This is a genomic window from Tannerella sp. (genome assembly GCF_052170195.1).
Taxonomy (GTDB): domain Bacteria; phylum Bacteroidota; class Bacteroidia; order Bacteroidales; family Tannerellaceae; genus Tannerella.
The window spans coordinates 1-11841 of the sequence record NZ_JBQNAZ010000060.1 but is presented as its reverse complement, the minus strand read 5'-3'; the positions used below and the strand labels follow the sequence as shown (position 1 = coordinate 11841).

Sequence of the window (11841 nt, the reverse complement as noted above, 5' to 3'; positions counted from 1 at the left end):
AGGGCTTCGAGTAAGATGATTTTGTCTTTTTGAGTTTTACCGGACAGCAATAATCCAAAATCAAGTCTGCCGTGGGCAACACCGACTGGCGCAGTGGCAACATCTCGGCATATCTGTCTATGATTGTAGAGAGCTACCGCGACTTTGCCCGCAGCCGCAACATCAACCTGCAATTCTTCTCGAAAGGCGAGGTGGAGATGGACTTCGTGCCCGACTATGCGGTTAAGGTAATGAATAATCTGCTCTCCAACGCCTTCAAGTTCACGTCCGCCTATGGCAAGGTGAGCGTCCTCGTATGGCGCGAAAGTGACCGGTTGCGTATCGATGTCTCGGATACGGGCGATGGAATCGATCAGGAGCAGCTCAAGCATCTCTTCGAGCCCTTCTATCAAGGTAAAAGTCATGCGCAGCATGTGGGCACGGGCGTGGGGTTGGCGCTTGTCAAACAGATCATGGACGCCGTGGAGGGCTGGATTACGGTGGAGAGCGCGCCCGGCCAAGGAACCACCTTCCATATCAGCGTGCCTATCCGCCATCATGGCATGCCATCGATCACCACGGCTACAGAACCGATCCTGCCGCTGCTACCTGAAGTCATGCCCGATCCGCAAGACAGCGACAGCGAAGACAATGCATGCCGCCTGCTTATCATCGAGGATAATGCCGACGTAGCCGCCTACATCGGCGCGCAGTTTGCCGACCGCTACGCCCTCTCCTACGCCACCGACGGCGCCGCAGGGTTGGAGAAAGCTTTCACGCTTGTTCCCGACCTGATCATCACCGACCTGATGATGCCGGGCATGGACGGCTTGGATGTATGCCGACAGATTCGCGGCAATGAGATTGTGAACCATATCCCCATTATCGTAGTCACGGCCAAGATTACAGAAGAGGAACGCATCAAGGGCATAGAAGCCGGAGCGGACGCCTACCTTGCCAAGCCGTTCAACAGCGACGAGTTGCGCACGAGGGTAGAGAAGCTGTTAGAAAGCCGCCGACTCCTGCAGGAGAAGTTTGCAAAAATATCGATGGAAATCAAAGAACATGAGAAGCAGGACCTCGATATGCCTCAAGAAGCGGATTTACGCTTCCTCGCCAAAGTGTCGGATTTCATTTACAGGCAACTCAGCCGGAACCAAGCCACCGATGTATTAACCGTCGCCTCAACCATGTGCATGAGTCCCCGGCAGTTCTACCGCAAGATCAACACCTTGACAGGCTATGCGCCATCAGTCTATATCCAGCGACTCAAAATCAGAAAAGCTCGCAACCTGTTAGACAAGGATCCTACGATCCGTTTTATGGAAGTGGCAGACTTATGCGGCTTTGATGCCTATCCCAATTTCGTGCGGGCATTTAAGAATGTGTGTGGCGTAACCCCCACAGAGTACAGACGACGGGATAACTGAGTATCAAAAGTGGAGCTGGAGAGATTCGAACTCTCGTCCAAACGAGGAACTAATTTGCTTTCTACATGCTTATCTTCGCCTTCATTTTCGTGCTGCGGCAAGACCGAAGCCACCCACCGCAACCTTATTCCCTGAATTTTCACTTGTCGTACGGGACCTCCGTCAAGCTATCTCCGACATTTCTGCACCACCGGTTCGGATTGCCTCGAAGCCACGGCTTCCGGGTGATGTCTCGTCCAAACACCTTGTGTAAGGATGAAGCTTCAATCTACTGTGCTTCGATTAAGCAGCGAGAGCGTAGTTATTTTCGCCAGTTAAAATTGGATCAACCGAGATTATAGTGCCGGCCAACGACGCACTGCATGCTTACAAACCACTTCTGCCCGCTGTCAAAACCGGTCAGCCCCTTGTATAAAGGGAGATGATTTGAAAATCATTTCCATTGTTTATCGTTTATCAACATCCGACACTTCGGATGTGCTTAGCGACCGCAAAGATACTTCATTTTCTCCGAAAAAGAAAAGTCGTCTGAGATTTATCGTCTTTTCCATTCATAATCATCGATTTTTTACCTATGTTTGCATAAGATTTAAAGAATGTATTAGAACTTAAATGTATTAAACATGAAAAAGATCTTATTATCGGTTTGGATTATGCTGTTGTGCAGTATGGCAATGGCACAGGAACATGGCGTACAGATTCAGGACGTTGAACGTATACCTATGGGTGACGGTACGTATGTTTTTCGCCATTCGAAAGGAGAGAAAAAACATCTTGAAGGCAGGCAGCGTCTTATCCTCGGTCGCAGCGAGTATCTTGTCGCGGACTTCTCCAACGGACGGATGACGGGCGATTATGAACAATATTATGATGAAACACTTGTTGAGAAGAAGCATTATAACAGCCATGGACGTTTGGATGGCAAACAGATAACGTATTACAAAGACGGCAGCATCGAACGTGAACTTTATTTTAAAGACGGTAAAATAGACGGACGCATGGTGCGTTATAGTGCTAAAGGAGAATTGGAAGAAGAACAGGAATTTAAGGACGGCGTCGAAGACGGAATGCATAAAAAATATGACCGTTCCGGTAATCTTACGTACGACTGTTATTATAAAAATGGCAAACCTCACGGTAAGCAGACAATAAAATATATTGATGGAGAAGGGTTTGAGACGGTCGAATCGGAATATGACAATGGAAAACCGGTTGGACGGTTCGTTCGAACGCTGGCCTCCGGTGTCGTAACGAGCGAAGGACAGTACGATGGAAACAACGAAAAGACCGGATTGTGGATCAATCGCACGAAGGAGGGATTACCTAAATCGGAAACACCGTATAAGAACGGGAAAGAAGACGGTTTCGTGAAGACATACTATACCGACGGAAAGCTCAAAGAAGAAAAAGAATACAAAGACGGCAAACCAACCGGACAGGTGAAAAAGTATGACTTCCAGACCGGCAATCTGATTTCGCAGGAGAAACGGACGAAAGGCGATGTGCTTGAAGGGGAACAGACGCTTACTTTTACAAGTAACCTGCATGGACGATACACCGAGCATGGGACGTATGTAAAAGGTGTGAAAAACGGTCGATTTACTGAGACGTATGAGAATGGAAACAAGAAATCAGAAGGCGTTTATGTAAACGGGAAAAAAGACGGAAAGTGGAATACGTATTACAGCAGTGGAAAACCCGAATCGGAAATCATGTACAAAAACGATGAATACCACGGTGAAGTGCGCAAATACACCCAACGAGGCCTCTCGTCTATCACGATGTACAAAAACGGAAAAAAACACGGTGTTCATCAGACATATGATTATGAAACGGGCAAGCTGATGGAAGAAGAATATTATGTAGATGGTATCATGAACGGTGTTTGTCGGCGTTATTATCGAAATGGCACCCTGGAAGAAGAATATACTGCGGTTAACGGACAGCCGGAAGGACCATATAAAAGATACGACCGCAATGGTAAGTTAATACAAGAAGGCGTATTCAAAAACGGACGGATACAAAAATGATAAAATTATAAATAATGCGTACTGGATTGAAAATTTGCTGATTGGTCGTTTCTCTATGTCCGCAATCCGAGCGAAAAACGACACGATACAACCGACTTGATTTTTCATTGTTCTCCATGACAATCTCAGATTTTTTATCTATGTTTGCACACAAAAACAAACTTATTCAAAAATACAATTACAGATGAAGAATTTTCTCATGTTTCCACTTGCTTTGACCATGACAGTGGCCGCTCAAGCTCAAGTAGAGTTTCGCCCCCCGGCGACATCCCCCAAACCGGTAAAAGACACGCTGCATAACGTGGTTATCACCGATCCGTTCCGCTGGCTCGAAGATAAGGAAGATCCCGAAGTCGTTGCATGGACTAAAGCGCAGCACGATTACGGTATCGAATACCTCAAACAGACTCAGCAGGAGCATCCCGGACTGCGCGAAGCCATCGCCTCGTATATCGACATGGATTATGAAGGGCCCTTGAACAAGATTGGCAACCGCGTCTTCCAGAACGTTAAGAGAAAGGGAGACAAGCAATCTAAAATCTATACCCTGATCAACGGGAAGAAAGTATTGATCTGGGATCCGGTCAAGTTAGACCCGTCCGGAAAGACCTCTACCTCGGGCATGAGTTACACGTATGACGGCAATCGTGCGGCCATCAGTGTACAGAAGAGCGGGGCGGAGATTTCGACTACCTATATTATCGATACGCGTACAGGCAAGATTCTGCACAAACCGGTCGAAAATGTCTTCGGATTCCGCTGGACAAAAGATCAGAAACATGCTTATTTCACTCTTCGTTCAAAAGAAGATATCGATGCGCAGCGTCCGCTTAAAACGTACCGATGGAAAGCAGGCGACCCGATAACAAAAGCACAGTTTATCGGCACAACCTCCGATGCACAGAACAATTACTTTATCTATGACAACCGTTACGGCGATGTAACATTCTTCGGCGAAGGCGATTTCTACTCCAACAAAGTGTATATGCGCAAGACGGGGACGAACGAGCCCGGACAGCTGATCTACGAAAGCAAAGAGTTCAACGCATATCCCGAAGCAATTGGCGATAAACTCTATATCCTGACGAACGACAAAGCGCCGAATTTCCGTCTGATGACGGCCGATGTTTCAAATCCCGAATACAAAGACTGGAAAGTGCTGGTTCCCGAATCGGAAACGGTGATGCAAAGCTATGCCGTTACGAAAAACCATCTCATCATACAGGATAAAAAGGACATTATGAGTCGTCTTACGCTCTACGATCTCGACGGAAAACGGTTGCGCGAAATCGAACTCCCCGAAGTGGGAAATGTCGGTGGGATGAGTTATAACCGGGAAGAAGACTCTCTTTACATCAGCCTGAATACGTTTACATCGACTCCGAAGACTTTCGTGGCTTCACCCTCCGACTTCAAATGGAGACTCTACTATCAGCGTGAACTGCCGATCGATATGAGCGGCATCGAAGGGAAAATCGTATTCTATCCCTCGAAAGACGGTACGAAGATTCCGGCTTTTGTAATCCACAAAAAGGGTCTCGAACTGAATGGTAACAATCCGGTGCTGATTAACGGATACGGCGGCTTCAATTCGGGTATTGAGCCGGGATATCAAGGCTTCTATGCTCCGTTGCTGGAAAAAGGCATTGTGGTGGTAAGTGCCGGTATCCGCGGAGGCGACGAATACGGCGAAGCATGGCATCGAAACGGGATGCTGGGCAAAAAGCAAAATACGTTCGACGACTTCAACAGTTGCGTAGAGTGGCTGATCAAGGAGAAATATACCAATCCGCAGAAGGTCGTTGCTATGGGCGGCAGTAACGGCGGGCTGTTGATGGGTGCCATCGCCACGCAACGCCCCGATCTCTACAAGGCGATTGTTTGCCAAGTGCCGTTATTGGATATGCTTCGTTATCATAAGTTCTTGATCGCACGATACTGGATTCCGGAGTACGGATCGTCTGACGATCCCGAACAATTCGGATGGATTCTCCCCTACTCTCCTTATCATAACATCAAAGCGGGGGTAAGCCTCCCGACAATGCTTGTTACCACCGGTGCGAACGACAGTCGCGTTGATCCGCTGCATGCCAAAAAGTTCGTTGCGGCTGTGCAAAACAATCCCGGACAAGTCAACCCGGTTATCCTCCATATCGACTACGAAAGTGGACACGGAAGCGGTCAAAGTACGGAGCAGAGCATTAAGAACTGGACATTTACATTCGAGTTTATCATGAATCAGTTGGGACTTTAAGCCAACAAAATTGATTCATGGTCTATAAGGGCCGCAGGCAAAACGGATCAAAAACGATTTTGCTTGCGGCTCTTCTTTTTCTTGTGCAAAGAGCGTTCGTCTTCCGCAACGAAAGTAGTACAAAAATCGTATCTTTGCCGCCGGTTTATCCGTAACGTATGAATATTGCGATCGTATCTATTGTCACCTTAGTAGTCAATCTTCTATTAGGCCGGTATCGCATCAGATACCGCAAGATGAGTTTGATGTGGTGGGTAATTATACACGCCTCTCTTCCGTTAGTCATACCTTTGCGTATCTGGCTCGATACGCCGAATATGACGATTCCGATCTTCATCGCTCTGGCCGTTATCGGTCAAATTATCGGCTCGCGAATCCGGTGGAAAACGGGTAAGAGGTAGTTGATTTCACTGCTTGGCGTTGAATTTTCTGAGCTGTATGTAGATCATCGCCATCGATACGAGAACGGAGACCGTATCCGAGACAGGCATACTCATCCATATTCCCGCTATGCCGAAAAATTTCGGCATGATCAGCAGGCAGGGAATTAAAACGATCACTTGTCGTGTCAAGGATAAGAAGATGGATTTCTTCGCCATACCGATACTCTGGAAAAAGTTGGTTATCACCATCTGCGCCCCGATCAGCGGAAAAACCATGACGGAGATACGCATCCCGTAGACCGACAAGCGGATCAATTCTTCATCGGTCGTAAAGACGCGGGCAATCCATTCGGGTTTGAGTTGCGCCAGCAAAAACGCAAACGTTGTGACGAAGGTTGCAAAAAAGACCGTCAACCGAAAAGCTTTCTGCACTCGGTTAATCTGGCGCGCTCCGTAATTATATCCCACAATAGGCTGCATCCCCTGATTCAGTCCCATCACAATCATGAGAAACATAAACGCAAAACGATTGACGATGCCGTAGGCTCCGATAGCTAGATCGCCGCCGTATCGCTTCAGACCGTTATTGATCAGAATCACAATCATACACGAAGCCAGATGCATCAGAAAAGGAGCCATACCGATAGCCAGTATGTCTTTGACTATGCCGATGCGTGGCTTGAGCATATCTTTCCGAAAATGTAACAGACGTTTTTTGTCACTGAAAAGAATCAACAACCACATCAGTGTTACACATTGTGAAAGTACGGTTGCGATAGCTGCTCCCTGAATGCCCCATCCGAAAACAAAGATAAAAAGCGGATCCAATACCGTGTTCAGCACCACAGTCGTTACCGTCATCGTCATAGCCTGTATCGGGTGTCCTGACGAGCGCAGTACGCTGTTCAGTCCCAGATAAAGATGCGTAACGATATTTCCAAAGAGAATAATCCTGATGTAATCGCGAGCATATCCGATCGTTTGCTCGCCGGCGCCGAAAAAATACAGAATCGGATCGATAAAAATGAGTGATACAACGGTGAACACTCCCCCGATGACGATATTCATGAACGCTACGTTCCCCAACACCTGTTGTGCCGCGCCGTAATTTTTTTGTCCCAGCCTGACGGAAACGATCGTGCTGGCGCCTACCCCCACCAAGGCTCCAAAAGCCGCTGCAATGTTCATGAACGGAAATGTGATGGCCAGTCCCGAAATAGCCATGGCTCCTACCCCTCGGCCGATAAAAATGCTGTCGACCATATTGTATAGCGACACAGCTGTCATGGCAATAATCGCCGGAAGGGCATATTTTGTCAGTAACGAACCGACGGGTTCTGTTTCTAATGCAGAAAGAGGTTTTTGTACAGACATCTATTTACCGTTTTCACATCAGGTCACAAAAGTAATGAATTCAGTGTGCAAAACCATGCCGTCTCTGGTAAACATTTCTTTATGATTTATTTTTCAATCACTTGCAGATCTTGATACACAATCATAAACGGGGCTTCGGTAAAATTTGCGTCTTGTGATTTTTTGTTCAAAAAATTCGAAAAAAATCAGGGAGAAGACAGTCGAAAGATAAATAAGTTATGTATATTTGTCGGCAATTTGAAATAAAAAAAGAAAAAAATGAAACAATTTTTCAAAATGATGTTTGCTTCCACATTGGGCTTCTTCGTGGGGCTGATGTTGGTAGGAGTGATCGCCGTTGTTTTTATGATCGGCATGGTGGCCGGTCTGAGTTCAAACTCTCAGGCGGTTTATACACCCAAAGCGGAAGACAGTGTCTTTAAAATTGCATTTGAAGGAGATATCCGCGAGTCGGCGGAAGAAAATTCGTTTACTAATTTGTTAACAGGCAGGGAACCGGATTTGTCGTTGAGAGATTTATTGAAATCGATTCGTCACGCCAAGGAACAGGAATCGGTCAAAGGGATTTATCTGGATATGGGAGTGTTTTCCGGAGGGACTGCCAGCCTTGACGCCATTCGCCGCGCACTGATGGATTTTAAGGAAAGCGGGAAATTTATCGTCGCCTATGCTGATAGCTATACCCAGGGAGGGTATTATCTGGCTTCGGTAGCAGATAAGATTTACCTTAACCCGCAGGGAATTTTGGGGCTGACCGGTCTATCTTCTCAGACGATGTTCTATAAAGGGCTGTTACAAAAGATTGGAGTTGAGATGATGGTCTTTAAGGTGGGTACGTACAAAGGCGCCGTCGAACCGTTTATAGCAGATAAACTGAGCGATGCGAATCGTGAACAGATTACCTCGTATCAAAATTCCATTTGGGGTAACATCACCAAAGGGATTGCGAAGAGCCGGAATATCACGGTGGAGGATGTAAACCGTTTTGCAGATGAGGGGGCGTTTTTTGCTTCTCCGGAGAAAGCGGTCGAGTATAAATTAATCGATGAGCTCAAGTACCGCAGCGAAGTGGAGAAATATTTGATCGAACAATCCGGTCAAACGGGCGACAAACTGAAAACCGTCGGATTATCGAACATGAAAAATATAAAGAAGACCGAGCGAAAATATCGTAATAAGATTGCGATCGTATATGCTGAAGGGGAGATCATGCAGCAGATTATTTCATCGCCTTACAGCGGTAATTATCCCTGTATTTCGGAAAAAATCAATGACGACCTGAAGAAACTGGCCGATAATGAAGATGTGAAAGCGGTGGTGCTGCGCATCAATTCTCCGGGCGGCAGCGCTTATACGTCCGAACAGATCTGGAAGCAGGTGTATGAATTGAAAAAGAAAAAACCGGTGGTCGTCTCTATGGGAAGCGTGGCGGCTTCGGGAGGATACTATATTGCGAGCGGTGCGAGTAAGATCATCGCCGAGCCGAATACGCTGACAGGCTCGATCGGAATTTTCGGGATGTTCCCCAATACAGCCGGACTGTTTAATAAGCTGGCGTTAACGACCGATATGGTCAAGACCAACAGATACGCAGACTTTGGCGACCCTTCCCGCCCGATGACGGACGATGAGAAAGCGTTGATACAGGGTTATATCGAGCGTGGATATGATACGTTCTTGACGCGATGTGCCGAAGGACGGGGCGTGAGCAAAGCCGATATCGACAGCATTGGACAAGGGCGTGTGTGGACCGGAGAGCAGGCGCTTAAGATCGGTTTGGTCGACGAGTTGGGCGGTATTGAACGTGCTGTCGAGCTGGCCGGTGAATTAGCCGAGATATACAATTATAATATAATGGAAGTATCGACCGATCATGACTTTTTGAAGGAGCTTTTGGAGAAACAGATCGAAGTTGTGAAGCAATCCGTCGTCAAAGACATGCTGGGCGACGAATACGAGCATTTCAGAACATTACAGAAAGTCAAAGCAACATACGGTATTCAGGCACGTATACCTTATGATCTGAAACCGTTGTAGGAAAAGAGCGACGCGAAAATGGCAAAATCAAATCGCCTGCATTATATCGGGTTTCCTGTTGCATTGGTCTACAGGATAGCTGTGTGGATACGTAACCTCTTCTTCCATATCAATTTGTTGCCTTCGCAGCAATATGCGATTCCGGTCATTTGTATCGGTAACTTATCGATGGGAGGAGCGGGAAAGACACCGATGGTCGAGTACCTGATACGTCTGTTGTCGAAAAAATACCGGGTGGCTGTGCTCAGTCGCGGGTATAAGCGCCGGACATCGGGCTATGTCTTGGCCGGCGACCACTGTACCGATCAGGAGGTAGGAGACGAAGCCTGCCAGATAAAGCATAAATATCCATCCGTGATTGTAGCAGTCGATAAAAGTCGTCGCCGAGGGATGAAGCATTTGCTGGCCATGCCCGAAAGCGAACGGCCGCAGGTCGTTCTGCTCGATGACGCCTTTCAGCATCGATATGTGCAACCATCGTTGTCGATTTTGGTCACGGATTATAATCGCTTATTCTACAAAGACAAACTGTTTCCAGTGGGCATGCTGCGCGAGCCGGCAGGCAGCGTCCGCCGGGCTGATTGGGTTGTAGTCAGTAAATGTGATCCGGCATTAAAACCTATCGATTGCCGGATCGTGGAAGACGATATGCATCTGCAATCCCATCAGCAGGTGTTTTTTTCCGGCATCTCGTATTTGCGGATGGAAGGAATCTGGCCCGAGAAGTGTTGTCCGCGAGCCTTAAACAGTCTTCGGAAAGATGATGAAGTGCTTCTGCTCACAGGGATTGCCAATCCGGCGCCACTCATCGAAGAGGTGAAGAAATATTCGCAGAAAGTAAAGGTGATGTCGTTCGGTGATCACCACGACTTCAAGAAAAACGATGTCAAAAAAATAAGCGCCTCATTCGCTAAGATGAATTCCGAAGCGCTTATCGTATGTACGGAGAAAGACGCCATGCGCATTCGGAACAACCCGTATTTCCCGCCCGAATGGCATTTGCGCATGTATTATGTGCCGATTATGGTCTCTTTCCTGTTCGACAAGGGTAATTTATTTGACGAATCGATCTTGAAACACATCTCCACGATGGAAAACAGCCGTATTTTAAGACAATAAAAAAGCGCGTAATCATGCAACGAACAGAAATCGCAACATGGGGAGAATTCGGTCTGATCCGCCATCTGACGAAGGCTGTCACACTGAAAAATAAGAGTACGCTGAAAGGTGTGGGCGACGATGCCGCCGTGCTGGACTACCGAGACAGGCAAACGCTCATCACCACCGACTTGTTGCTCGAAGGCATACATTTTGACCTTACTTATACTCCTTTAAAGCATTTAGGTTATAAAGCGGCCGTGGTCAACTTTTCCGATATCTATGCAATGAACGGGCAACCGAAACAAATCACCGTATCGGTCGGGATATCCAAGCGCTTTGCAGTAGAAGACTTGGAAGAGTTATATGCCGGTATTATGCTTGCCTGCGACGTGTATGGCGTTGATCTGGTGGGAGGAGACACCTCCTCGTCATTAACCGGACTGACACTGAGTCTTACCTGTATCGGCGAAGGAGAAGCGGGAAAAATCGTATATCGCGACGGAGCGAAAGAGACCGATCTGATATGCGTCTCGGGCGATTTGGGAGCAGCTTATATGGGATTGCAATTGCTCGAACGCGAAAAGAATGTATTTCAAGGCGAGAAAGATTTTCAGCCCGATTTCAGCGGAAAAGAATACATCCTCGAGCGGCAGCTCAAACCCGAAGCCCGCAAAGACGTGATCGCGATGTTGGCCGAAGCAGGCATCGTCCCCACCGCCATGATGGATATTTCCGACGGGCTATCGTCCGAGCTGCTTCACATCGCATCGCAAAGCGGCGTAGGATGCCGCATTTACGAAGACCGTATTCCGATCGATTATCAAACGGCCGTCATGGCCGAAGAGTTCAACATGAACCTTGTTACGGCGGCACTGAATGGCGGCGAAGATTACGAACTGGTCTTCACCGTGCCATTGTCTTACCATGATCAGGTACAGGCTCTGAAAGGAATTAAAATCATCGGACATATCACGAAGGCCGAGTTCGGCAATTGTCTTGTCGGGCGCGACGGCGGTGAGGTCGTGTTAAAAGCTCAGGGATGGCAGTCGTTTACCGAAGACTGTCCGTGATTCTTTTTGTATGCTTTAGAACCTCGCCGCATACCCCCTCCAAATTGTCTTATAGGACTCTTAAAATTGTCTTATAGGACAATTTAAATTCTCTTATAAGACAATTTTCACCTTTTTCTATTTATTGAATATTATTGCTGTCCGGTAAAACTTTTAGGACTGTAAAAAATTAGGGCTGACACT

7 protein-coding genes, 1 other RNA gene and 1 pseudogene are annotated in these 11841 nt (G+C 47.2%); 7 read left to right on the top strand and 2 right to left on the bottom strand.

Features of this window, described 5'->3' with window-relative positions:
* Nucleotides 1–53 precede the first annotated feature (53 nt).
* Nucleotides 54–1409: pseudogene (locus ACTTKA_RS11285) on the top strand (hybrid sensor histidine kinase/response regulator transcription factor); the annotation flags it as partial.
* 7 nt (nucleotides 1410–1416) lie between these two features.
* On the opposite strand, the gene ssrA reads toward ACTTKA_RS11285, so the two are convergent.
* Nucleotides 1417–1816: a transfer-messenger RNA gene (ssrA, locus tag ACTTKA_RS11280) on the bottom strand.
* 216 nt (nucleotides 1817–2032) lie between these two features.
* Here ssrA and ACTTKA_RS11275 point away from each other — a divergent pair.
* The 3 genes from ACTTKA_RS11275 to ACTTKA_RS11265 all read left to right on the top strand — a co-directional run bounded on the left by ACTTKA_RS11275 (nucleotide 2033) and on the right by ACTTKA_RS11265 (nucleotide 6094).
* Nucleotides 2033–3439 (top strand): hypothetical protein, encoded by a 1407-nt coding sequence (locus ACTTKA_RS11275; RefSeq protein ID WP_442725104.1) that lies wholly within the window; start codon nucleotides 2033–2035, stop codon nucleotides 3437–3439.
* Nucleotides 3440–3623: 184 nt separating this feature from the next.
* The gene (locus ACTTKA_RS11270; protein WP_442725103.1) at nucleotides 3624–5693 is read left to right on the top strand and encodes a prolyl oligopeptidase family serine peptidase; all 2070 of its coding nucleotides are present in this window, start codon (nucleotides 3624–3626) and stop codon (nucleotides 5691–5693) included.
* A 158-nt stretch (nucleotides 5694–5851) separates the two neighbouring features.
* The gene (locus ACTTKA_RS11265) at nucleotides 5852–6094 is read left to right on the top strand and encodes a hypothetical protein (RefSeq protein ID WP_442725102.1); all 243 of its coding nucleotides are present in this window, start codon (nucleotides 5852–5854) and stop codon (nucleotides 6092–6094) included.
* A 6-nt stretch (nucleotides 6095–6100) separates the two neighbouring features.
* Here ACTTKA_RS11265 and ACTTKA_RS11260 read toward each other — a convergent pair whose 3' ends face one another.
* Nucleotides 6101–7450, bottom strand: a complete 1350-nt coding sequence (locus tag ACTTKA_RS11260; protein ID WP_442725101.1) for an MATE family efflux transporter — start codon at nucleotides 7448–7450, stop codon at nucleotides 6101–6103.
* 258 nt (nucleotides 7451–7708) lie between these two features.
* Between ACTTKA_RS11260 and sppA the strand changes: the two genes are divergently transcribed.
* Genes sppA through thiL form a run of 3 tightly spaced genes read left to right on the top strand, consistent with a single transcriptional unit; the run spans nucleotide 7709 to nucleotide 11658 of the window.
* Nucleotides 7709–9487, top strand: a complete 1779-nt coding sequence (gene sppA / locus ACTTKA_RS11255) for a signal peptide peptidase SppA (protein WP_442725100.1) — start codon at nucleotides 7709–7711, stop codon at nucleotides 9485–9487.
* Between the two features lie 18 nt (nucleotides 9488–9505).
* The gene (gene lpxK, locus ACTTKA_RS11250; RefSeq protein ID WP_442725099.1) at nucleotides 9506–10606 is read left to right on the top strand and encodes a tetraacyldisaccharide 4'-kinase; all 1101 of its coding nucleotides are present in this window, start codon (nucleotides 9506–9508) and stop codon (nucleotides 10604–10606) included.
* 11 nt (nucleotides 10607–10617) lie between these two features.
* Nucleotides 10618–11658: a thiamine-phosphate kinase gene (gene thiL / locus ACTTKA_RS11245; RefSeq protein WP_442725105.1), complete on the top strand. Its 1041-nt coding sequence runs from the start codon at nucleotides 10618–10620 to the stop codon at nucleotides 11656–11658.
* Nucleotides 11659–11841 lie beyond the last annotated feature (183 nt).

What these genes read in the sequence shown, in the direction of transcription:
- lpxK (WP_442725099.1), top strand. Translation starts at nt 9,506, where the DNA reads ATGGCAAAATCAAATCGCCTGCATTATATCGGGTTTCCTGTTGCATTG.
- sppA (WP_442725100.1), top strand. Translation starts at nt 7,709, where the DNA reads ATGAAACAATTTTTCAAAATGATGTTTGCTTCCACATTGGGCTTCTTC.
- ACTTKA_RS11275 (WP_442725104.1), top strand. Translation starts at nt 2,033, where the DNA reads ATGAAAAAGATCTTATTATCGGTTTGGATTATGCTGTTGTGCAGTATG.
- ACTTKA_RS11265 (WP_442725102.1), top strand. Translation starts at nt 5,852, where the DNA reads ATGAATATTGCGATCGTATCTATTGTCACCTTAGTAGTCAATCTTCTA.
- ACTTKA_RS11260 (WP_442725101.1), bottom strand. Translation starts at nt 7,450, where the DNA reads ATGTCTGTACAAAAACCTCTTTCTGCATTAGAAACAGAACCCGTCGGT.
- ACTTKA_RS11270 (WP_442725103.1), top strand. Translation starts at nt 3,624, where the DNA reads ATGAAGAATTTTCTCATGTTTCCACTTGCTTTGACCATGACAGTGGCC.